A 21951-nucleotide genomic window follows, 5' to 3' on the forward strand; every position below is an offset into this window, starting at 1 on the left:
GCCTCGACGCGCACGTGCAGCAGGGACGGCCCACCCGAGCGGCCGTCAGGTCCTCGCCGTGAGCCGCCGCACGACGGTCCGGCGCGCGGCACGGGACTCCGGGAGCCACGTCACGGCGGGGAAGACGTGGAAGCCCTCGGCGTACTCCTCCAGCACGACGTCGACCCCGGCGGCCCGGGCCCTCTCCGCCAGGAGGCGGCAGTCCGGGGTGAAGAGGTCGCGGGTGCCCACGACGACCGTCAGCGGCGGCAGCCCCTGCAGGTCCGCGACCACCGGGCTGACCCGGGGGTCGTCGACGGGCAGCCCCGCCCGCCACAGGTCGCCGTCGTGCCGCAGGGCCGCGACGTCGAGCAGGCGGTCCCGGCCGGCGAAGGCGGCGATGCCCGGGTTGCGCAGCGAGAGGTCGACCCAGGGCGCGAGCAGCGCGAGGTGCGGGGGCAGCGGCTCCCCCGCCGCGCGCAGGGCCAGGGCGGTCGCCAGGGCGAGACCGCCGCCGGCGGAGTCGCCCGCCCAGGCTGGGGCGACGCCGTCGCGGGCGAGCAGCTCCCGGTGCAGCTCGACCATCGCGGCGACCACCGGGGCCGCCGTCCCCTGCGGCGCCAGGGGGTACAGCGGGGCGAGGACCGTGGCGTCGGCCTCCTTCGCCAGCGCCGCCATGAGGTCCCAGTGCTGCGACAGCGGCGGCCCGACGTAGGCACCGCCGTGCACGTACACCAGGACGGAGGAGGGGGTGCGCCCACGCGGGGCGACGGTCACGACGGGCAGCCCAGCCAGGGTCGAGCGGGAGATGTCGCAGGCCCGACGGACGGCCCACCCCGGCCGGGCCGGGCCCCGCCGCTGGCTGACCAGGCGTGAGCGCTCGGCCGCCGCCGCGTCCCGCGGGGGGCGGGAGAGCACGCCCAGGAGGGCGTTGACGACCCTCAGCGGCACCGACGGGCGGGTGGTGGCCGCGGCGGCGGCGGGGGTCGGGGTCACCGACGAAGGCTAGGGACCCGGCGGGGCCGCACGGGAGACGCCGGCCCGGGGACTCCCGCGGGCTCGCCCCTGGTGGGTGGAGGACCGAGCACCCTGGCCTCGGACGCCCCAGTAGCCTGACGGGGTGGACGAGCGGCACGAGCGGGCGCTGGCGCGGGTGCGCGCCGTCCTGCTCGCCGGCCTCGTCCTGTCGCTCGCCGCCGGCGCGCACGTGCTCGGCGGGGGCGCGCTGCCCGCGCCGCTGGTGCTCCTGCTGCTGACGTCGGTCACCCTCGCGGCCGCGAGCGCCCTCGGACGCCGGCGGCTGCGCCTGCGGACTCTCGTCCCGGCGCTCGCCCTCGGGCAGGTGGCGCTGCACAGCGCCTTCGCCGTGCTCGCCGTCCCGACGGCCACGGGGCAGGTGCCGGCCGGCCACGTGCACGGCGGCGTCCTGGTGGGCACGGTCTCGACCGGTGCGGCGCACGCGTCGACGGACCTGGCCTCGCCGCTCATGCTCGCCGCCCACGCCGTCGCGACGCTCGTGACGGCGCTCGCCGCGGTCCACGCCGACCGTGCGTGGGCCCGTGCGGTCGCCTGGCTCGTGCGGCTCTTCCCCGGGCTCGCCGTCCTGCTCCACCTCCCCGTCCTCGGCCGGCGACCGGGCGTGCGCGCGACACCGCGCCGGCGCCTGCCCGCGGGGCTCGCGGACGTCGTCGCGACCCGGCCGCACCGCGGCCCGCCGGTCGCCGCCGCAGCGGCCTGACCGACCCCCACGACGCCCTCTGACGAGACCCGCCCGCGGCTCTGCCTCGTGCGGCCCGTGCGTCCCTCCGCTCTCGCGGCCGGGACCCGGTCGTCGGACGTCGACGTGCCCGCTGCCGCAGACACCTCCCTCCCCCCGCCCCGACGGCGCGTCACCGGGCTCGCCGGCACGAGCACCGGCCGCCGCGGGCACCCCTTCCTCGCCCTGGAGACCCCATGCGCACCCTTCGCCCCTCCCTGCCCCGCACCACTCGCCGCTGCCTCGCCCTGCCCGCCGCCCTCGCCCTGGGCGCAGCGGGCCTGCTCGCCGGCTGCGGCGCCGACGAGCCGGCGACCGACCCGACCCCCGCCACCACCCAGGACGACGGCACCCAGGACGACGCCACCCAGGACGACGGGGCCAGCGGCTCCGCCGAGGTCCTCGAGGTGCTCGACCCGTGGGTCGTCGCCGCCGACGAGGGCATGACCGCCGCGTTCGGCACGCTGGAGAACACCGGCGACGCCGACGTGCGCATCACCGCCGTCTCCTCCCCCGCGAGCAGCGTCTCCGAGCTGCACGAGATGGCGATGGCCGACGGCGCGATGGTCATGCGCGAGAAGGACGGCGGCTTCGTCGTCCCCGCCGGCGGCTCGCACGTCCTGGAGCCCGGCGGCGACCACCTCATGCTCATGGACCTGCTCGAGCCCCTGCAGCCCGGCCAGGAGGTCACGCTCACGCTGACCGCCGAGGACGGCTCGACCCTCGACGTCACGGCCCCCGCCCGCTCCTTCTCGGGGGCGCAGGAGGAGTACGTCGGCGGTGACGACCACTCCGGCGGCATGAGCGGCATGGACGGCGGCGACATGGACGGCGGCGGCGAGGCAGACCAGTGACCTCGCGCGACCGGCTCGGCCGCCGCGCCTTCCTCTCGGGGGGCGCGGCGGCCGCCGGCGGCGCGGTCGCCGCGCTCGGCGGCCGAGCCGCGTGGGCGAGCACCCGCCCCGAGGAGCAGCCGCCCGCCCCGGACGCCGTCGGCCAGGTGCGCACCACCTTCCGCGGCGAGCGGCAGCCCGGGGTGGCCACGCCGCCGCCGTCCGCGGCCGCCTTCGTCGCGCTCGACCTGGCGGGCGGCGTCGACCGCGTCGCCCTACGGCGCCTCATGGCCGTCTGGACCGACGACGTCGAGCGGCTCATGGACGGCAGGCCGGGCCTCACCGACACCGAGCCCGAGCTGGCCGCCGTCCCCGCCGCCCTCACCGTCACCGTGGGGTACGGGCCCGGCGTCTTCACCGCCGCCGGGCTGGAGGACCAGCGGCCCACCTGGCTGGCGCCGCTGCCGTCCTTCACCCACGACCGGCTCGAGGAGACCTGGTCCGGCGGGGACCTGCTGCTGCAGGTCTGCGCCGACGACGAGGTGGCCGTGAGCCACGCCGTCCGCCTGCTCGTCAAGGAGGCGCGGGCCTACACCCGGGTCCGCTGGGTGCAGCGCGGGTTCCGCCGGGCGCCGGGTACGACGGCGCCCGGGACGACGATGCGCAACCTCATGGGCCAGGTCGACGGCACCACCAACCTCGTCCCCGGACGGGACGACGCGCTCGTCTGGCACGGGGAGGACGCCCCGGCGTGGCTCGCGGGCGGCACCTCGGTCGTCGTCCGGCGGATCGCCATGCACCTGGACACGTGGGACGAGCTGGACCCCCACGCCCGCGACGTCGTCATGGGCCGGCGGCAGTCCGACGGCTCCCCCCTCACGGGGACGCGCGAGCACGACGAGCCCGACCTCGAGGCCACCGACGACCTGGGGCTGCCCGTCATCGACGTCGCCGCGCACGTCCGCCGGGCCCGCACCGACGACCCGGCCGAGCGCTTCCTGCGCCGGGCGTACAACTACGACGAGGCGCCCCCGCCCGGGCAGCTCAGCGACTCGGGGCTCCTCTTCGTCACCTACCAGGCCGACCCCGTGCGCCAGCTCGTGCCCGTCCAGCGCAGGCTGGACGAGGCGGACCGGCTCAACCAGTGGACGACGGCGGTCGGCTCGGCCGTCTTCGCCGTCCCCGGCGGCGCCCGGCCCGGCGAGGTCCTCGGGGAGAGGCTCTTCGGGGCTTGAGCACGCCGGCCCACGCACCACCCAGCCCGCACCGCCCTGCACCCGCCACCGCACCTCCGGAGGACCCATGACCACCCCGACCACGCCCACCCGCACCGCTCGCCGGGCGGGCCTGGCCGCCCCGGCCGCCGCGGTGCTCGCGCTGCTCGCCGGCCTCCTGCTCGTGGGCGCCCCCAGCGCCTCCGCGCACGACCGGCTCGTCGGCTCCGACCCCGAGGCCGGTGCGGTGCTGGACGCCGCCCCCTCCCAGGTGGTGCTCACCTTCTCCGCCGAGGTGCAGGAGATCGGCACCGTCCTGGCCCTGCAGGACGCCGGCGGTGACGTCGTCGCCGAGGCGCAGACCGCCGTCGAGGGGCGGGACGTCGTCCTGCCGGTGACGACCGACCTCGCCAGCGGTGAGTACCGCGTGGTCTACCGCGTGACCTCCTCCGACGGGCACCCCATCAGCGGCGAGGTGCCCTTCTCGGTGGACACCGCCGACGCCGCGGTGCCGACGACCGAGCCTGCACCGGCGCCCACGGAGCCCGGGTCGGCGAGCCCGACGGAGGAGGCGACGCCGTCCGCCACGCCGACGCCGACCCAGAGCGGCGCGACCGTCGAGGAGACCGAGCAGACCGCCGCGGGCGGCGACGTCCCGTGGCTGCCGGTCGTGCTCGTCGTCGCCGCCGCCCTGGTGGCCGGCGCCGTCGTGGCGGCCGTGCTCAGCCGTCGCCGGCGGCCCGGCCGCTGACGGCACGGTCGTCCCGCCCTGCGGGACGGCGGAAGGGCGCCCCGCCACGCCTCGTTCCTCACGTCAGATCCCGAGCGAGGAGAACCATGACGACCGTCACCCCCATGACCGCCAGCCCCCTGACCGCCAACCCCCTGACCGCCAACCCCATGACCGCCACCGTCCCGGCCGCCCGCACCCCCGGCGCGACGCGGACCGACGCCGCCCGGCTGGTCGCGGACCTGCGTCGGCAGCGACCGGTGACGCTGCTCGACGTCCGGTCCGCGGCGGAGTTCGAGAGCGCGCACGTCGAGGGCGCCGTCAACGTGCCGCTGGACCTGCTGACCCGGGACGCCGGCCCGGTCGCCGCCCGGCTGCGCGGAGACGTCGTGGTGATGTGCGCCGCAGGCGCGCGGGCTGAGCGCGCCCGGCAGCTGCTGGTCGCCGCCGGCACCGGGGCGACGCTGCAGGTCCTCGGCGGTGGGACGGCCGACGTCGCGTCGGCGGGGGGCACGGTCGTCGAGGGCCGCGCCCGCTGGGCGATGGACCGCCAGGTGCGCCTGGCCGCCGGCTCCCTCGTGCTCACCGGGATGCTGGTCGGCCTCGCGGTCCCGGCCGCGCGGCTGCTCGCCGGCGGCGTCGCCGCGGGCCTGACGGTCTCGGCGCTGACGAACACGTGCCCGATGGCCCGGGCGCTGGCGCTGCTGCCCCACAACTGCGGCGCGGCGACGCCGACGACGGCGCAGGTGCTCGCCCAGCTGCCCTGATGCGGCAGCGGTGCGCAGACCCGACCGTGCACGGCCGGGTCTGCGCACCGCCTCGCCGCGGACGACGACGGCCCGCCTCCCTCGGGAGGCGGGCCGTCGTCGTCGGTGCTCGGGAAGGGGTCAGTCCCAGCTGAGCCCGCCGCCGGTCTGGTACTCGATGACCCGGGTCTCGAAGAAGTTCTTCTCCTTGCCCAGGTCCATCACCTCGCTCATCCACGGGAACGGGTTGTCGACGGCCGGGTAGACGGGCGCGAGGCCCAGCTGGCCGCAACGGCGGTTGGTGATGAAGTGCATGTACTGCTCGCACAGGTCGGCGTTGAGGCCGAGCAGGCCCCGCGGCATCGTCGAGCGGCCGTAGGCGACCTCCAGCTCGCACGCCGTCGTCAGCATCCCGCGGACCTCCTCCTGGAACTCCGCGCTCCAGAGGTGGGGGTTCTCCGCCTTGATCTGGTTGATCGTGTCGATGCCGAAGTTCAGGTGGATCGACTCGTCGCGCAGGATGTACTGGTACTGCTCGGCGATGCCGACCATCTTGTTGCGCCGGCCGAGCGAGAGGATCTGCGCGAAGCCGGTGTAGAACCACATGCCCTCGAAGATGACGTAGAAGGCGATGAGGTCGCGCAGGAACTGCGTGTCGGTCTCCGGCGTCCCGGTGCGGAAGTCCGGGTCCTCCAGCGCCTGGGTGTACTGCAGCGCCCAGGCGTCCTTCTCCGCGATGGAGGGCACCTCGCGGTACATGTTGAAGAGCTCGCCCTCCTCCAGGCCGAGGCTCTCGCAGATGTACTGGAAGGTGTGGGTGTGCACGGCCTCCTCGAAGGCCTGCCGCAGCAGGTACTGGCGGCACTCGGGGTTGGTGAGGTGCCGGTAGACCGCGAGCACGATGTTGTTGGCGACGAGCGACTCGGCCGTGGCGAAGAAGCCGAGGTTGCGCTTGAGCATGAGCCGCTCGTCCTCGGTGAGCCCGCCCGGGCTGTTCCACAGCGCGATGTCGGCCTGCATGGACACCTCGGTGGGCATCCAGTGGTTGCCGCACCCGGCGAGGTACTTGTCCCACGCCCACGTGTACTTCATGGGCAGGAGCTGGTTGACGTCGGCGCGGCCGTTGATCATCCGCTTCTCGGAGACCTCGACCCGGCCGCCGTTGCGGTCGATCTCACCGAGGCCGCTGCTCGCGGTCTCGCCCGAGGCGGGCACGGACGGCTGCGGCACGCCCGGCAGGTCGGCCGGCGTCGCGGTGACGTCCCCGGACGTCCGCGCCCCGGGCACGGAGGGCCGGACGGGCGTCGTCGTCGGGGCGAAGGGCTGGGGGGCGGGAGCGTCGTCCCAGTCGAGAGTCACTGGCAGGCCTCGCACTCGGGGTCGTCGATGGAGCACGCCGCGGGCTGCGGCGCGCCGGTCGGGACGACGGCGGAGACCGTCGTCGGGGCGGCCACCACGGGCGGCGCCGGGCTGGGCGTCGGGACGGCCGCCGGGGCCGCCGGCGCCACGGCGACGGCGTTGAGCCGGCCGTCGGTGCCCTGCAGCGTCGACTTCTCGACGTGCGTGCGGCTGGAGCTGCGCAGGTAGTACGTCGTCTTGAGCCCGTTGCGCCACGCCGCCCGGTACAGCTCGTCGAGGGTGCGGCCGTTGGGCTCCAGCACGTACAGGTTGAGCGACTGCGCCTGGTCGATCCACACCTGGCGGCGCGAGCCGGCCCGCACCAGCCAGTGCGGGTCCACCTCGAAGGCGGTGGCGTACAGCGCCTTGAGGTCGGCCGGCACCCGGTCGACGGCGCCGAGGCTGCCGTCGTAGTACTTCAGGTCGCTGACCATCACGTCGTCCCAGAGCCCGCGCTCCTTCAGGGCCCGCACGAGCGAGGTGGAGACGACGGTGAAGTCGCCGCTCATGTTCGCCTTGACGTAGAGGTTGCGGTACTGCGGCTCGATCGACTGGCTGACGCCGACGATGTTGCTGATGGTCGCCGTCGGCGCGATGGCCATGATGTTGCTGTTGCGGACGCCGACGCGCTTGACCCGCTCGCGCAGCGAGCCCCAGTCCAGCCGCTCGGTGACGGGCTGGTCGAGGTCGCCGCCGCGGGCCTGCGCGACGCGGGCGACGGAGTCGTGCGGCAGCACGCCCTGGCTCCACAGCGACCCGGGGAAGGAGGCGTAGGCGCCCCGCTCCTCGGCGAGGTCGGCCGAGGCGCTGATCGCCGCGTGGCTGATCGCCTCCATGCTCGTGTCGGCGAAGTCGACGGCCCCCTCGCTGGCGTACGGCAGGCCGAGGGTGAACAACGCGTCCTGGAAGCCCATCAGGCCCAGGCCGACCGGGCGGTGCTGGCGGTTGCTGTTCTCCGCCTGCGGGATCGTGTAGAGGTTGATGTCGATGACGTCGTCGAGCATCCGCACCGCGGTGCGGACGGTGCGGCGCAGCTTCTCGACGTCGAGCCCCTCGGGCGTGACGTGCTGGGCCAGGTTGATCGACGCGAGGTTGCAGACGGCCACCTCGTCCTTGCTCGTGTTGAGCGTGATCTCCGTGCACAGGTTCGAGGAGTGCACGACACCGGCGTGCTGCTGCGGCGAGCGCAGGTTGCAGGCGTCCTTGAAGGTGATCCACGGGTGCCCGGTCTCGAAGAGCATCGTGAGCATCCGGCGCCAGAGGTCCTTGGCCCGCACGGTGCGCGAGACGCTGATCCGGCCGGCGTCGGCCTCGGCCTCGTAGTGCTCGTAGCGCTCAGCGAAGGCGGTGCCGTAGAGGTCGTGCAGGTCGGGCACCTCGTCGGGGGAGAACAGCGTCCAGCGCCCGTCGGCCTCGACCCGCTGGAGGAAGAGGTCCGGCACCCAGTTGGCCGTGTTCATGTCGTGCGTGCGGCGCCGGTCGTCGCCGGTGTTCTTGCGCAGGTCGAGGAACTGCTCGACGTCGATGTGCCACGTCTCGAGGTAGGCGCACACGGCGCCCTTGCGCTTGCCGCCCTGGTTGACGGCGATGGCCGTGTCGTTGGCGACCTTGAGGAACGGGACGATGCCCGAGCTCTCCCCGTTGGTGCCCTTGATGTGGGCGCCCGTGCCGCGCACCGGCGTCCAGTCGTTGCCGAGGCCGCCGGAGAACTTGGCGAGCAGCGCGTTGTCGCGGATGCCGGAGTAGATGGAGTCCAGGTCGTCCTCGACGGTCGTGAGGAAGCACGAGGACAGCTGCGGGCGCACGGTGCCCGCGTTGAAGAGCGTCGGCGTCGAGCACATGACGTCGAAGCTGGAGAGCTTCTCGTAGAACTCGATCGCGCGGGCCTCGCGGTCGTCCTCCTCCAGCGCCAGCCCCATGGCCACGCGCAGGAAGAAGGCCTGCGGCAGCTCGAAGCGCACGCCGCGGGTGTGCAGGAAGTAGCGGTCGAAGAGCGTCTGCAGCCCGAGGTAGGTGAAGTTCAGGTCCCGCTCGGGGCGGATGGCGGCCCCGAGGCGCTCGAGGTCGAACTCGAGCAGCTTCGGGTCGAGGCGCTCGTCGGCGACGCCGTGCCGCACGTAGTCGGCGAAGTACGCCGGGTAGCGCTCGGCCATCTCGGCCTGGCTGGCCTGCTGCGGCTGCCCGGCGAGCAGCGTGAGCACCTCGGCGCGCAGGACGTCCAGGAGCAGCCGGGCGCTGACGCGGCTGTAGTCAGGCTCGGTCTCGACCATCGAGCGGGCGGCGAGGACGGGCGCCTGGGCCAGCTCGGCGGCGGTGATGCCGTCGTAGAGGCTGCGGACGGTCTCGGCGAGCACGGCCGAGGCGTCGACGGCCGGGTCGAGGTCCGCGCACGCCTCGCCGACGACCAGGCGCAGCCGGTCGGCGTCCAGCGGGCTGCGGGTGCCGTCGGCGGCGGTGACCTGCAGGTCGGGGATCCGCGCACCACCCGGCAGCTGGGGCAGCTCGGCGCCGGAGCGCACCGCGTCGTCGGGCTCCGGCAGGGAGGCCGCCGCCGCGCGCAGGCGGGCGTGCTCCTCGCGGTAGAGGACGTAGGAGCGGGCGACGCGGTGCTCGCCCGAGCGCATGAGCGCCAGCTCCACCTGGTCCTGGATCTCCTCGACGTCGACCGACCGGCCCGCGCCGTAGCGACGCTCGAGGGACGTGACCACCTGGCCGGTGAGGACGTCGACGAGCTCGCGCACCCGGCTGCTGCCGCCGGCGCCCTGGCCCTCGACGGCGAGGAAGGCCGCACGCATCGCCGCGGAGATCTTCGCGGGCTCGAAGGGGGCGACGCCGCCGTCGCGCTTGAGCACGGCGATACGGGTCGGGTGCGTGCCTGCCGGGCCGCTCGTCGCGGCCGCCGGCCGGTCGGTGGTCTGGGTCATTCGGGCTCCTCCTCGCGGACCGGGTGCCTGGGCCGCAGGGCGCGTCGACGCCCTCGCACCAGGGTGCGCTGCGCCGTCGCGGACCGCCTGCGGGGCCCGGACGCACGCGCCGGCCGGCGCGTGCACCAGAGGCAGGTCACGGAGCCTCCCGAGGCTCCTGCTGCCTCGGTCGACCCCTCGTCCAGCGGCGGGGACCGGCCTGACCTCCAGCGCCCCCGACACTACATCCGGGGCCGACCAGCGCAAGGACCCCCAGATGTCGTGTCGGGCGTGTCGGACGTCGTCCACACGCCGTCCCCCGCGCGTCCCCCGCCCACCCACCGGTTCTCCACCGCCCGTCCCCAGGCCGAGGCCGGCTCAGACCGCGCCGGAGCGGGAGCGGAAGCGGCGCAGCCGCAGGCTGTTCGTCACCACGAACACCGACGACAGCGCCATCGCGGCGCCGGCGACCATCGGCGTCAGCACGCCCGCCGCCGCCAGTGGGATCGCCGCGACGTTGTAGGCGAAGGCCCACCGCAGGTTGCCCCTGATCGTCCGCAGGGTCGCCCGGGAGAGCCGGACGGCGTCGGCGGCCGAGCGCAGGTCTCCGCGCACGAGCGTGAGGTCGGAGGCCTCGACGGCGACGTCGGTGCCGGTGCCGATCGCCAGGCCCAGGTCGGCCTGCGCCAGCGCCGCGGCGTCGTTGACGCCGTCCCCGACGACCGCGACGACGTGCCCCTGCTCCTGCAGCCGGCGCACGACGTCGACCTTGCCGGCGGGCAGCACGCCGGCGACGACCTCCTCGACGCCCACCTCGGCGGCCACCGCGCGGGCGGCCGCCTCGTGGTCCCCGGTCACCAGCAGGGGCCGCAGCCCGAGGGCGCGCAGCTGGCGGACGGCGTCGGCCGACGTCGGCTTGAGCGTGTCGGCGACGACGAGCAGCCCTCGCACGGCGCCGTCCCACCCCACGGCGACGACCGTCCGCCCGCTCGCCTCGGCCTCGGCCCGCGCCGCGTCCAGCGCGTCGACGGCGAGCCCCCGCTCGGCCAGGAGCCGCGGCCGTCCCACGACGACGGCGCGGCCCTCGACCGAGCCCTCGACGCCGAGCCCGTCGCGCGAGGCGAACCCGGTGACGTCCGGGAGGCCCTCCTGCGCCGCGGCCTCCTGCGCCGCAGCGGTGATCGCGCGGGCGATCGGGTGCTCGGAGGCGGCCTCCAGCGCGCCGGCCAGGCGGAGCACCTCGCCGGCGTCCTGCCCCGGCGCCGGGGCGACGTCGGCGAGCGACATCCGGCCGGTGGTCACCGTGCCGGTCTTGTCGAGCACGACGACGTCGACGCGGCGGGTCTGCTCCAGCACCTCGGGCCCGCGGACCACGATCCCCATCGACGCGCCACGCCCGGTGCCCACCATGAGCGCCGTCGGCGTCGCCAGCCCGAGGGCGCACGGGCAGGCGATGATGAGGACGGCGACCGCGGCGGTCAGCGCCGTCGCCCACCCCGCGCCCGCGCCGAGCCAGAAGCCCAGGACGGCGACGGCGAGCCCGACGACGACCGGGACGAAGATCGAGGAGACGCGGTCCGCGAGCCGCTGGACGTCGGCCTTGCCCTCCTGGGCGCGCTCGACGAGGGCGGCGGTCTGCGCGAGCTGGGTGTCGGCCCCGACCTTCTCGGCGCGCACGACGAGCCGGCCGCCGGCGTTGACGCCGCCGCCCGCGACCTCGTCGCCCGGACCCACCTCGGCCGGGACCGGCTCGCCGGTCAGGGCGGAGACGTCGACGGCGGAGGAGCCGTCGACGACGACGCCGTCGGCGGCGACCTTCTCCCCCGGCCGGACGACGAAGTGCTCGCCGACGGCCAGCTCCTCGACGGGCACGCGCACCTCGCGGACGGTGCCGTCGACCTCGCGCCGGACGGCGACGTCCTTGGCCCCGCTCTCCAGCAGCGCCCGCAACGCGGCGCCGGCACTGCGCTTCGAGCGCCCCTCCAGGTAGCGGCCCACGAGCACGAAGGCCGTGACGCCGGCCGCCGCCTCGAGGTAGATCGCCCCGCTGCCGTCGGCGTCGCCCGCGAGCCACACGAAGCCGTGGGTCATGCCGATCTGCCCGGCCGTGCCGAGCACGAGCGCGTAGAGGGACCAGAGCAGCGCGGCGAGCGTCCCGACCGAGACCAGCGTGTCCATCGTCGCGGCGCCGTGCCGCAGGTTCACCGCGGCGGCACGGTGGAAGGGCCAGCCGCCCCAGAGCACGACGGGCAGCGCGAGGGCGAGCGAGACCCACTGCCAGGCAGAGAATTGGAGCGCCGGGACCATGGCCAGCGCGACGACGGGGACGGCGAGGGCGACCGAGACGAGCGTCCGCCGGCGCAGCGGCGCCAGCGTGTCCTCCTCCTCGACGACCTCGGGGCGGTGCTCGGTCGCGGTGTACCCCGCCGACTCCACCGCGGCGAGCAGCGTCGCGAGGTCGGTGCCCGCCGGGGCCTCGACCCGGGCGCGCTCGGTCGCGTAGTTGACCGTGGCGCTGACGCCGTCGAGCTTGCCGAGCTTGCGCTCGACCCGCCCGGCGCACGAGGCGCACGTCATGCCGCTGATGGCGAGGTCGACGCTGACGCCGTCTCTGGCTCCTGCACCACCCGTACGCCCTGAGCTGCCGGCGCGGACGGCGTCGGCCGTGCCCGCGCGAGCGCTCGCCGACGGGCTGGTGGTGTCGCTGCTGCGACGGGTCATGGCGACCTCCAAGACATCACCCGACGGGTCGCCGGGTGGGAGTGGCTGCTGCGCAGCCGCTCCGCAGAAGGGGTTCGAGGTCCTCGGCCCGAGGGCGAGAGCGGGCCGAGGGCTGGGCGTCGTCAGCCGCGGCGTCAGGGGTGCGACATGGCGCCGGAGCCGGTGCCCGGCGGCTGCACGGGGCCGACCGCGGCGCCGAGCCCGAGCCCCCCGACCAGGGCGGCGGCCAGCACGAGCCCGAAGAGGCCGAGAGCCCGCAGCGGCCGGTCGCCGGTCGCGCCGCTCACGACGACGCCAGCGCGTAGCCGGCGCCCTCGACGGCGCCCGCGACGGCGGCGTCGGTGACGTCGTCCGCCGCCGTGACGACCAGGCGCCCGGAAGCCAGGTCGACCTGGACGTCGGTGACGCCGGAGATCTCCTCGACCTCCTCGGTGACCGAGCGGGTGCAGTGCTCGCAGGTCATCCCGGTGACGGTGTAGGTGGTGGTGCGCATCTCGTGTCCTCCAGCAGGTCCAGGTGGTGGCCGGTCGAGCAGCAGGGTCAGCTGCGGACCAGGCGGGCGATGGCCGCGGAGGCCTCGCGGACCTTCGCGTCGGCCTCGGGCCCGCCCGTCGCGACGGCGTCGTGGACGCAGTGGGCCAGGTGCTCCTCCACGAGCCCGAGCGCGACGTTCTGCAGCGCCCGGGTCATCGCGGAGACCTGCGTGAGGATGTCGATGCAGTACTTCTCCTGCTCGACCATCCGCTGCAGGCCGCGGGCCTGCCCCTCGATCCGGCGCAGCCGGCGGAGGTACTCCTCCTTCTGCTGCATGTAGCCGGGGGCCTGCGCCCCACCGTCGGTCGTCAGGCCGTCCGTCGCCACGACGTCCGGCGCCGCGCCCATCTCGTCGGCAGCCACGGGCGGCCTCCTCCGTCGTCGCGTCCGCACACCGTACCCCGGTGGGGTACCTGCGCCAACGGCGAGGGTCCAGAGGCTGTTCCCGCCGCGCGGCCGACGTCTGGGGCCCGACGTCGTCAGAGCCGCGCGGAGGCCTCCACCTCGTGCTCCAGCGCCCGGACCCGGGCGACGAAGCGTCCCGGTGCCGCCAGGTGGGGGTAGTGGGTGGGCGGGTCGGACCACGTCTCGACCTGCGCGGTCGGCATGCGCTCGCGCATCCACGCGGTGTGCGCGGGCCCGAGGTCGGTGCCGCAGACCATCAGGTAGGGCACACCGGCGGGGAAGGCCGTGAGCCGGTCGACGAGCCGGCCCAGCTGCCACGGCGTGGAGTGCAGGACGGCGTCCCACATGCCCAGCACGACCTCGGCGTCGGGACGGCGCAGCGCCGCGACGCGCGCCGCCTCCTCCGGCGCCAGGGCGCCGGCGTGCTGGCCCATGAGCGCCTCCATGGTCGGCGCGAACGCCTCGCTGGTCAGCGCAGGCTCCATCGCCTGGAAGCCCTCCTGGGCGTGGACGAGCATGAGCGGCTGGTCGACGTTGACGACGGCCCGCGCCGGGTGGCGCAGCGCGTAGGCGTGCGCGACGACGGCGCCCATGGAGTGCCCGACGAGCAGCGGCACCTCGCTGCCGGCGACGGCGGCGACGGTCTCGGCGACGTCGTCCGCGAGCGTGTCGAGGTCGTAGGGCCCGACCCGCTCGGACTCGCCGTGGCCGCGCAGGTCCACGCGCAGGACGGTGCTGCGTCCGGTCAGGTCGACCGGGTCCCAGGTGTGCCGGTTCTCGGTGATGCCGTGCAGCAGCACGAGCAGCGGTCCGGCGCCGGCGACGTCGTGGGCGAGGATCATGCTGGGGCTCCCTGGGGCCGGCGGGCAGAGCCGGCCAGGGTGCCCTACCGCGACGCCCCGTGGGGGCTCAGGCGTCTGTGAGGTCGCGCACCTGGGCGTACCGCTCGCGCACGGCGCGGCCTGGTGCGGGGTCCTGCGGCGCGTCGTAGGTGGTGGCCTCGCCGTCGGGGGTGCCCCAGGTCGGCGGCTCGTCGGCCCCGGAGGCGACCCAGGCGGCCTGGCGCGCGGCGCCGTCGGCCACGTACTCCCCCGGCGGCGGGACCACCACGGGCCGGCCGAGCACGACGGGCGCCAGGCGCCGCACCGCCTCCGAGCGGGCCCCCCGCCGACGAGCACGACCCGGTCGACGCGGGTGCCCTGCCCGACGAGGGCGTCGACGCCGTCGGCCATGCCGCACAGCAGGCCCTCGACGGCCGCGCGGGCGAGGTGGCCGGGCGTCGCCGTCGCCAGGGTGAACCCGTGGACCGCGCCGGTCGCGCCAGGGCGGTCTGGCGTCCGCTCGCCCTCGAGGTAGGGCACGAGCACCATGCCGCCGGCGCCGGACGGCGCCTCCAGGGCGAGGTCGGACAGCCGGCCGACGTCGACGCCGAGCAGGTCGGCCGTCGCCGTGAGCACCCGCGCGGCGTTGAGCGTGCAGACGAGCGGCAGCTGGCGGCCCGTCGCGTCGGCGAAGCCGGCGACGATGCCGCTGGGGTCGCTCGGCGCGGTGCCCGAGGGGCCGCAGACGACGCCGGAGGTGCCGAGGGAGATGACGACGTCGCCCGGCACGGCCTCGACCCCGAGGGCCGCGGCGGCGTTGTCGCCCGTGCCGGCGCCGAGCACGGCGTCGGGCGCGAGACCGCCCCTGGCGCCGCGGCCGGCGCTCTCGGCGGGGCCGAGCACGCGGGGCAGGTGCGGCAGCTCCTCGTCGGGGCCGCGGCGCAGCGCCCGGCGCAGCAGGTCGGGGAGGTACTCCCCCGTCGCGGCGTTGTAGTAGCCGGTGCCGCTGGCGTCCCCGCGGTCGGTCGTCAGGGCGTCGAGACCGGCCTCGGGGCCACCGGCGAGCATCCATGTGAGCCAGTCGTGCGGCAGCGCCACGGCGGCGACGCGGGCGGCGTTGTCGGGCTCGTGGTCGGCCAGCCAGCGGAGCTTGGTGATGGTGAAGCTCGCGACGGGCACGACGCCGGCGACCTCGGCCCACGCCTGCCGCCCGGTGCCCGCGTCGCCGTCACCGAGCTCGGCGACCAGGTCGGCGGCGGCCTGGGCCGAGCGGGTGTCGTTCCACAGCAGCGCCGGTCGGACGACCTGGCCGTCGGCGTCGAGGCAGACCATGCCGTGCTGCTGGGCGCCGACGGCGACGGCGCCGACGTCGGCGAGGCCGCCGGCGTCCTCGACCGCCTCGTGGAGCGCCTCCCACCAGCGCTGCGGGTCGACCTCGGTGCCGCCCGGGTGCGCGGCTCGGCCGGAGCGGACGAGCGCGCCCGTCCCGGCGTCACGGACGACGACCTTGCAGGACTGCGTGGAGGAGTCGATCCCTGCGACGAGCATGCGCGCGAGCCTCTCCGAGCGGCGCCGGAGGGGCACCTCGGGCGGACCGGCCCCCGGGCCGGCGGCGCCGGCGTCGGCGCCACCGCCAGCGTGCCAGACGCGGGCGTGCCAGTCCGCTCCTGCTCGGCCGCGGCGGCGACCGGAGGTGCTACAGCACCTCGACCCGGTCCGCCTGCGGCCCGCGGTCGCTCTGCCGCACGGCGAAGCGCACGCGGTCGCCCTCGCCCAGGGCGACGGCGCCCCGCAGCACCGAGACGTGGACGAACAGGTCGTCGCCGCCGGAGTCCGGCCGGATGAAGCCGAAGCCGCGGTCGGCGTCGAAGCGCGCGACGACGCCCTCGCCCCCGCGGGCCGGCACCCGCGACGGCGAGGCCGACCTGCCCCGGCCCTGGGGGCCAGCCCCGCGGCCGCGGGCGGGGCCGGCGTCACGTGGCCCTCGGTCGCGACCCGACGGCGCCGGGCGTGCGGCGCCGCCGACCACGCGCACGTCGCGGGCCTGCGGGCCCCGGTCGCCCTGGGCGACGTCGTAGCTCACCCGGTCGCCCTCGCTGAGCGAGTCCAGCCCGCCGGCCAGCGCGCGGACGTGCACGAACAGGTCCTCGCCGCCGTCGTCGGGGACGACGAAGCCGAAGCCCTTCTCCGCGTCGAACCAGGAGACCGTCCCGTCGGCCCCGTCGTCGGCGGCGGCGGCCAGCCCGGTGGTCGATCCTGAGGACGCCGCGAGCGGCAGCACGTGCTCGGCCTGCGGGCCCTTCTCGCCCTCGCCGACGAGGAAGGCCGCCCGCTGCCCCTCGACGAGCACGGCGCCCCCCACGACCGCGGACCCGTGCACGAAGACCTCGGCGCCGCCGTCGTCGGGGACGAGGAAGCCGTAGCCCTTGGTCGGCTCGAACCAGGCGACGGTGCCGAGCACCCCGAGAGCGGCGTCGGGCGCGACGTCACCCGTGACGCGGACCCGCACGGCCTGCGGCCCGCGCGGCCCCTCGCCCAGCTCGAACTCGACGGCCTGGCCCTCGCGGAGAGTCCGCGCGCCGTCACCGCCGCGCACGTCAGAGGAGAGCACCTCCGAGGCGTGCACGAAGACGTCGTCGGCACCGTCCTCCAGGGCGAGGAAGCCGAAACCCCGGTCGGGGTCGAAGAAGCGGACGGTGGCGGCAGGCACGAGCAGCTCCAGGCACGAGGGCGGACGGTCGACCGGTGAGTATCAGGGACGCCCGGCCTACCCCCCCGGCCGGGGGCGGGACCGCCGGACCTCTGGCGCGGCCGGTGGGCCGCAGGCCGACGAAGGGCGGAGGGCGTGGGATTCGAACCCACGGGACGGTCGCCCGCCCAGCGGTTTTCAAGACCGCCGCCTTCGGCCGCTCGGCCAGCCCTCCTCACCCCGTCGGGGGCGCCGGACCAGTGTGCCCGAGCCGCCACCGCTGGGGCGACGGCTCACGTGGCGGCGGCCACCGCCCGGGCGGGCACGCGGTCGTCGAGGACCTTCGGCTGGACGACCACGTGCAGCAGCACGACGGCCACCGCCGCGGCGCCGACCATGACGACCGCCATGCCGACGGCCGCCCCCAGGGCGCCGCCGGCGACGCCGACCAGGGGCGCCACGAGCGCGCCGATGCCGAACTGCGTGCAGCCGAGCACGGCCGCCGCCGTCCCGGCGGCTCGCCCGTGCCGGGTCAGCGCCAGCGCTGGGCTGTTCGGCAGCACGAAGCCGATGGCGCCGAGCGTCAGCCACAGCGGCACCAGCACGCCGAGCAGGCCACCGGTGCCGGTCGCGACGAGGACGAGCAGGGCCGTGGTGGTGACGAGGGCGCCGACGAGCCCGCCGTGCAGGACCCGCACCGGGTGGAACCAGCGGTGCAGCACCGGGTTGACCTGCGTCGCGCCGATGAGCAGCGCCGCGCCACCCCCGAAGGCCAGGGCGAACTGCTGCTCGGACAGCCCGTAGATCCCCTGCAGCACGAAGGCGGACCCGGAGATGTAGGCGAACATGATCGAGAAGGCGAAGCCGGCCGTGAGGACGAGCCCGACGAAGCGCCGGTCGCGCACCAGCGTCCCGTAGGTGCGCACGACCTCGGCGGCCCCGCCGACGCGGCGGCGCTCCGGCGGCAGCGTCTCGGGCAGCAGCCGGTAGGCGACGACGAGGAGCAGCACGGCGAAGAGCGACAGGGCGACGAAGACCCCGCGCCACCCCGTCTGCAGCAGCAGCAGGCCACCGAGCGTCGGCGCGATGATCGGTGCCGCACCCATGACGAGCGTGAGCCGCGAGAGGGTCCGAGCCGCCGCGACACCGCTGAAGAGGTCGCGGACGATGGCGAGCGCGACGACGGCGCTGGCGGCGCTCGCCACGCCCTGCAGCACGCGCGCCGCCGTCAGCAGCTCGATCGTCGGCGCCAGCGCGCACAGCGCGGAGGCGAGCGCGTGGGTGACGACGCCGGACAGCAGCACCGTGCGGCGGCCGAAGCGGTCCGACAGCGGCCCCAGCACCAGCTGTCCGAGGGCGAGTCCCGCCAGCAGCCCGGTGAGCGTCAGCTGCGCCTGGGCCTCGGTGGCGAGCAGCTGCTCGCGGATGCCGGGCAGCGCCGGCAGGTACATGTCGATGGTCAGCGGGCCGAGCGCGACCAGGACGCCGAGGACGACGACGAGGCGAACGCGCTGCGCCGTCGTCCACGAGGCGCCGACGTCAGGCAGCGGGCCGCCCGCAGGCACCGGGCTGCCCTCGGCGGGCGAGGGGGCGACTCCGCGCGCCGGCGGCCCCTGCGGCGGCGGGCCGCTCCTCGCCGGCGGGACGTCGGCGTGCTCGGTGGGGGTGCGGGGGGCGGCGGTCACAGCTCGGCTCTCCTGGAGGATCGGTCTCGGTCGTCGGCGGCGACGTCGCTCACCCGCGCGTCGACAAGCGCCCGACCGTCGGCATTGTTCCCGCAGGCACCCAATGGAGCAGTCGCCCGGCGAGCGTCCACCGCCGGCCGCGCGGAGCAGGTCGGCCTGCTGCTGGAGGCCTCCACCGCCGGGCCGGCACCGGCCGGGTGCACACGGGAGCAGACGGCTCCTCCGTCGAGCAGCTCGAGACGAGCCGGGCCCGGTCGGCGATGGAGTGCACCCTGGTGAGGTGACCGGTGCACCAGAAGGCCCTCCGCCGCCCGCCGACCCCGACGAGGAGGACCCGCTCGCGGGACCGAGGCCGGGGTGCGCCCGTCCGGTCGTCGGCGGGCTCGTCCTGCTCCTCGTCGCCACCCTGCTGGCCACGGTCGACGACTCCGTGGCCGGGCTCCTTGCGGTGGCTCTCGCGGCGGGTGGGGTCTTCCTCGTCCTCGGTGGCCTCTTCTTCCTCCTGAGCAACGTCGACGAGGCCCTGCGGGCCCACCTGCTGCGCCAGCGCACCGCCGCGCGCGACGGCGGCTGAGGCCCGTTCCTCGGCCTCGCCGTCGTGCAGGCGGTGCTGCTCCTGCTCCTGCAGGCGCACCGCCGGCTCGCGGCGTGAGCGGCGCGCTACCGGCAGATCACCGGCTACGACGCGACGTCCCTGGTGGAGAACGAGCGACGGCTGCCCGACCTGCGCCTCCCCGTCCGGGTGCTGTGGGGCACCGACGACGCGTGGCTGCCGCTCGAGGTCGGCGCCCGTCTGCACCGCCTGGTCCCCGGCGCCCAGTGGCGCGAGGCCGACGGCGCCGGCCAGCTCCTGCAGGTCGACGCCCCTGTCGCGCTCAGCCACGAGCTGACCACCTGGCTCGCGGCGCAGACGGCCTGAGGGGCAGGCCCCTACGGCTCGGCGCGGGAGGCCCTCCCCCGGCGTGGGTCACCGCGCTGCTGCGTCCGTTCTGGCTGGCCGGCTGGACGCCGCGCGACACCTTGCGGGCCCTCGACGAACGACCCGACGGCACGCCCTGGCCGCACACCGCCGCCGCCCGCCACGTCCCCGGCTGGGTCCGCTCCCGCCTGGCCGCCTGGACCACCGACGCCGGCACCCCCCAACGCTCCCCCTCCCAGACCTCCGCCGCCGCTCGCTCAAGCCCACGCTCGCGCCCTAGCCCGCGCCCGCCGAAAGCGCCGCGAGACCGAGCGAGCCCAGCGCGCCAGCGCCTTCGCCGCGGCGGCCGGCGCCGCCCGCGCGGCACTACACGCCTTTCGCACCAGCTCCAGCGGGCCCGGAACAGCACCCTGATCGCTCCCGCCACCTCGCGCGTGGTGCTGCCGCCAACCCCACGACAGGCCTCGACGATGGCGCTGGTGGCGACCATCACCGGTGGCCGTGTTCTGTCCGTAGCTGCGCATGCGAGAGGCCGGACTCACGTAACGATTCGGTCACGGTTTGCCGGGGCCGCTAGACGCGAAGAGTGGAGAGGTCTTAATTTCAGCACTACTTTCAAAGCCCTCCTTTGCACAAAGGTAATGGGTAATGAGATGTGTGCTGGCGCAGCCGGCATCACGCCACGGACCCACCTCAAGCACGACACACACGGGGGTTGTCGATCATGCGCACTTCACTTGTAGCGAAGCTCGCTCCATTTGCTCTCGCAGTCTCCAGCAGCCTGATGTTCGCGGCACAGCACCCCGCTATGGCGGACACGCCGGGGGGTGCAGCACCGACGTTGAGCTCGGGCGCGCCGGTCATGCAGCTGTCCGAGACGGCACGAACCGCCGCAGGCACCTACGACATCGCTGACAGCCAGCTGCGCGTAGAAGCCGCCTCCGTGAGCACCACCAAGAACAGCGCTACTATTTGGGTGAACGGGAAGAAGTTCAGCGTCACGCGCGACGACGCTGCGAAGACTATCACCCGGAACGGTTACGGCAATGCGCTCGACGGAGCCGACGTCTTGGCGCTCGAAGCCCTTGCGGAAAATTTCAACCAGCAGTATGTGGCGAACTCGCGTACCACACGTGCAGGCAAGGACCACGTGGACCTGCTCGTACGTTACGTCGCTCTCCTCTCCTCAGCTCCCGTCGGCACCAGAATTGACAGCAAAACTATGCCCGAGCCGAACATGACGCTGGTCTCTCCCGCAACGATAGAGTCAGAGTTGGCGGCCGTAGCAGCCTGCGACAACGCAAAGGAACTGGCCGCGGGGGCGGCCAAGGACGGCGAAGCCGCGGCCACCACCGCCGCCGCCTGCCAGCGCACCGACGAGGACGGCATCCTGTACATGTCGTGCACGCGAGCTAAGCGGAGCCTCTACTACGACGCCGTGAGCCCGAAGCGTTGCTGGAGCCGCGATGTCGTCACCAGCGGACCCGGTTCCTCTGGCTCACTGGGTGAGTGCGGACCAGCTGACAACGGTATCGACACCTACACCTACGACTGCGGCGAGCACGACCGATGCGGGCGCGTCTACGGGGGTTCGTTGAACCCCTGGGACCGTAACTGCGGCGATGAATTCTTCGAGGCGGAAGACGATTTCTTATTTGCCCCCATCAATCGGTGCTGAAGGGATACGGGCGACGCCACCTTCCGCCTGCAAGGTAAGGGGCGCGTCCGGGACGGGCAGCTAGTATTTTGCCTTCACGACACCTTAGAAGGGTGACGGCATGGGAATGCGTAGAGCCGCATTAGTGATGGAAGCACTCGCAACAGCCGCCGTGGTGCTGTTGATCGTCACCTTCGGGCCATTCGCGGTCCGTGACAGCGGACTCTTCGCGGTTGCCCTCCTCGGTATTCCGCTCGCCGCCGGAGCCATCAGTCTCCTCGCCACCAGAAGATCAACCCTCCCGCGAGCAGCCCTCGTTACGGGACTGGCGTCGACACTGGCACTGGCCTGGAGCGTCGTCACCATCGTCGGCCTGGGCCTTTACCTTCTGCCTCCCGCTCTGCTCCTAGTCACGTCGGCAGTCATTTTGACAGTGGCCGCTATCGAGGCCCGTCGAACGCCGCGAGCCACCACCACCGTCGCTTGAAAGGACGAGTCGCACGACCTGCGGCTAATCTCCTGTCACGGCCGAGGGCCCTGGAGGCGGTGGCCGGAACGGACGTAGTTGTTCTCGTGCACACACCGGATCACCTCGGTGGTCACCGCGTCGCTCACTGACCTCGCTGACGGGGGTCTGGTCTTGGCGGCGTAGTAGGTGCTCGGGGCGGCCTGCAGCACCCTGCAGACGCCGTCGCAGAGCTCCTCCCAAGCTCGACCCCGAACGGTCCTTGTGCGCGTCGATGTACTCGACGACTACTTCAGTCGGCGGTCGAGCTCCGCCTGGGCGAAGCCGACGCCGTCTTCACGATGTCGTTCGCCCGCCGCAGCTCACGGTTCTCCCGCTCGAGCTCAGCGATCCGCCGGCCATCCTCGGTCGTCGTCCCGGGCCGGGAGCGGCCTGGGGGCACCTCCCGCTTGCGGGGGACGATCTCCGCCTAGGTCACCCAGTTCCGCAACGTCT

General features: G+C 74.9%; 19 protein-coding genes, 1 tRNA gene and 2 pseudogenes. 9 read left to right on the forward strand and 13 right to left on the reverse strand.

The window, feature by feature from the left end; translation table 11 throughout:
• Positions 1-45: 45 nt before the first annotated feature.
• A complete protein-coding gene (locus tag WDV86_RS02340) occupies positions 46-975 on the reverse strand; it encodes an alpha/beta hydrolase fold domain-containing protein (RefSeq protein ID WP_339565983.1) in 930 nt (309 codons plus the stop codon).
• A 124-nt stretch (positions 976-1099) separates the two neighbouring features.
• On the opposite strand from WDV86_RS02340, the gene WDV86_RS02345 reads away from it, so the two are divergent.
• The 5 genes from WDV86_RS02345 (at position 1100) to WDV86_RS02365 (ending at position 5279) form a co-directional block, all read left to right on the forward strand.
• Positions 1100-1717: a hypothetical protein gene (locus tag WDV86_RS02345; RefSeq protein WP_339565984.1), complete on the forward strand. Its 618-nt coding sequence runs from the start codon at positions 1100-1102 to the stop codon at positions 1715-1717.
• 215 nt (positions 1718-1932) lie between these two features.
• Positions 1933-2589 (forward strand): copper chaperone PCu(A)C, encoded by a 657-nt coding sequence (locus WDV86_RS02350; RefSeq protein WP_339565985.1) that lies wholly within the window; start codon positions 1933-1935, stop codon positions 2587-2589.
• Entirely contained in the window at positions 2586-3803 is a 1218-nt protein-coding gene (locus tag WDV86_RS02355) for a Dyp-type peroxidase (RefSeq protein ID WP_339565986.1), read from the forward strand. The genes WDV86_RS02350 and WDV86_RS02355 overlap by 4 nt, the downstream gene beginning before the upstream one ends.
• 67 nt (positions 3804-3870) lie before the next feature.
• Positions 3871-4533: a copper resistance CopC family protein gene (locus WDV86_RS02360; protein ID WP_339565987.1), complete on the forward strand. Its 663-nt coding sequence runs from the start codon at positions 3871-3873 to the stop codon at positions 4531-4533.
• Between the two features lie 86 nt (positions 4534-4619).
• A complete protein-coding gene (locus tag WDV86_RS02365; RefSeq protein WP_339565988.1) occupies positions 4620-5279 on the forward strand; it encodes a rhodanese-like domain-containing protein in 660 nt (219 codons plus the stop codon).
• 120 nt (positions 5280-5399) lie between these two features.
• Here WDV86_RS02365 and WDV86_RS02370 read toward each other — a convergent pair whose 3' ends face one another.
• The 11 genes and pseudogenes from WDV86_RS02370 to WDV86_RS02430 all read right to left on the reverse strand — a co-directional run bounded on the left by WDV86_RS02370 (position 5400) and on the right by WDV86_RS02430 (position 18294).
• Complete coding sequence (locus WDV86_RS02370; RefSeq protein ID WP_445262912.1) at positions 5400-6473, reverse strand: ribonucleotide-diphosphate reductase subunit beta; 1074 nt, start codon at positions 6471-6473, stop codon at positions 5400-5402.
• 140 nt (positions 6474-6613) lie between these two features.
• A complete protein-coding gene (locus tag WDV86_RS02375) occupies positions 6614-9580 on the reverse strand; it encodes a ribonucleoside-diphosphate reductase subunit alpha (RefSeq protein ID WP_339565990.1) in 2967 nt (988 codons plus the stop codon).
• Between the two features lie 357 nt (positions 9581-9937).
• The gene (locus tag WDV86_RS02380) at positions 9938-12280 is read right to left on the reverse strand and encodes a heavy metal translocating P-type ATPase (RefSeq protein WP_339565991.1); all 2343 of its coding nucleotides are present in this window, start codon (positions 12278-12280) and stop codon (positions 9938-9940) included.
• Between the two features lie 134 nt (positions 12281-12414).
• On the reverse strand, positions 12415-12567 hold the full coding sequence (locus tag WDV86_RS02385) for a hypothetical protein (RefSeq protein ID WP_339565992.1): 153 nt from the start codon (positions 12565-12567) through the stop codon (positions 12415-12417).
• A complete protein-coding gene (locus WDV86_RS02390) occupies positions 12564-12773 on the reverse strand; it encodes a heavy-metal-associated domain-containing protein (protein WP_339565993.1) in 210 nt (69 codons plus the stop codon). Before WDV86_RS02390 ends, WDV86_RS02385 begins: the two co-directional genes overlap by 4 nt.
• 47 nt (positions 12774-12820) lie before the next feature.
• Complete coding sequence (locus WDV86_RS02395) at positions 12821-13090, reverse strand: metal-sensitive transcriptional regulator (protein ID WP_339566080.1); 270 nt, start codon at positions 13088-13090, stop codon at positions 12821-12823.
• A 203-nt stretch (positions 13091-13293) separates the two neighbouring features.
• Entirely contained in the window at positions 13294-14061 is a 768-nt protein-coding gene (locus WDV86_RS16170; RefSeq protein ID WP_445262905.1) for an alpha/beta fold hydrolase, read from the reverse strand.
• 67 nt (positions 14062-14128) lie between these two features.
• Positions 14129-15588, reverse strand: a pseudogene (locus WDV86_RS16175) (xylulokinase).
• Positions 15589-15736: 148 nt separating this feature from the next.
• Positions 15737-16750, reverse strand: coding sequence for a cold-shock protein (locus WDV86_RS16180; RefSeq protein WP_445262906.1), 1014 nt, complete (start codon positions 16748-16750; stop codon positions 15737-15739).
• Positions 16751-16877: 127 nt separating this feature from the next.
• Positions 16878-16964: transfer RNA gene (locus WDV86_RS02425), tRNA-Ser, on the reverse strand.
• 58 nt (positions 16965-17022) lie between these two features.
• Positions 17023-18294, reverse strand: coding sequence for a multidrug effflux MFS transporter (locus WDV86_RS02430; protein ID WP_445262913.1), 1272 nt, complete (start codon positions 18292-18294; stop codon positions 17023-17025).
• Positions 18295-18694: 400 nt separating this feature from the next.
• On the opposite strand from WDV86_RS02430, the gene WDV86_RS02435 reads away from it, so the two are divergent.
• From WDV86_RS02435 to WDV86_RS02450, 4 genes are all read left to right on the forward strand, one after another.
• On the forward strand, positions 18695-18988 hold the full coding sequence (locus tag WDV86_RS02435; protein WP_339565996.1) for a hypothetical protein: 294 nt from the start codon (positions 18695-18697) through the stop codon (positions 18986-18988).
• A 123-nt stretch (positions 18989-19111) separates the two neighbouring features.
• On the forward strand, positions 19112-19333 hold the full coding sequence (locus tag WDV86_RS02440; RefSeq protein WP_339565997.1) for an alpha/beta fold hydrolase: 222 nt from the start codon (positions 19112-19114) through the stop codon (positions 19331-19333).
• A gap of 943 nt (positions 19334-20276) precedes the next feature.
• Positions 20277-21011 carry a hypothetical protein gene (locus WDV86_RS02445; protein ID WP_339565998.1) on the forward strand — a complete coding sequence of 245 codons (735 nt, stop codon included), beginning with the start codon at positions 20277-20279 and terminating at the stop codon, positions 21009-21011.
• Between the two features lie 124 nt (positions 21012-21135).
• Positions 21136-21477, forward strand: a complete 342-nt coding sequence (locus tag WDV86_RS02450; RefSeq protein WP_339565999.1) for a hypothetical protein — start codon at positions 21136-21138, stop codon at positions 21475-21477.
• Positions 21478-21605: 128 nt separating this feature from the next.
• Here WDV86_RS02450 and WDV86_RS16185 read toward each other — a convergent pair.
• Positions 21606-21910: pseudogene (locus tag WDV86_RS16185) on the reverse strand (IS3 family transposase); the annotation flags it as partial.
• Positions 21911-21951 lie beyond the last annotated feature (41 nt).

The sequence above is a fragment of the Pseudokineococcus sp. 1T1Z-3 genome, assembly GCF_037482365.1.
GTDB lineage: Bacteria > Actinomycetota > Actinomycetes > Actinomycetales > Quadrisphaeraceae > Pseudokineococcus.

Excerpts from the sequence above, each read along its gene's own strand:
- WDV86_RS02350 (WP_339565985.1), top strand. The coding sequence starts at position 1,933 with ATGCGCACCCTTCGCCCCTCCCTGCCCCGCACCACTCGCCGCTGCCTC.
- WDV86_RS02360 (WP_339565987.1), top strand. The coding sequence starts at position 3,871 with ATGACCACCCCGACCACGCCCACCCGCACCGCTCGCCGGGCGGGCCTG.
- WDV86_RS02365 (WP_339565988.1), top strand. The coding sequence starts at position 4,620 with ATGACGACCGTCACCCCCATGACCGCCAGCCCCCTGACCGCCAACCCC.
- WDV86_RS02375 (WP_339565990.1), bottom strand. The coding sequence starts at position 9,580 with ATGACCCAGACCACCGACCGGCCGGCGGCCGCGACGAGCGGCCCGGCA.
- WDV86_RS02380 (WP_339565991.1), bottom strand. The coding sequence starts at position 12,280 with ATGACCCGTCGCAGCAGCGACACCACCAGCCCGTCGGCGAGCGCTCGC.
- WDV86_RS02390 (WP_339565993.1), bottom strand. The coding sequence starts at position 12,773 with ATGCGCACCACCACCTACACCGTCACCGGGATGACCTGCGAGCACTGC.
- WDV86_RS02395 (WP_339566080.1), bottom strand. The coding sequence starts at position 13,090 with ATGCAGCAGAAGGAGGAGTACCTCCGCCGGCTGCGCCGGATCGAGGGG.
- WDV86_RS16170 (WP_445262905.1), bottom strand. The coding sequence starts at position 14,061 with ATGATCCTCGCCCACGACGTCGCCGGCGCCGGACCGCTGCTCGTGCTG.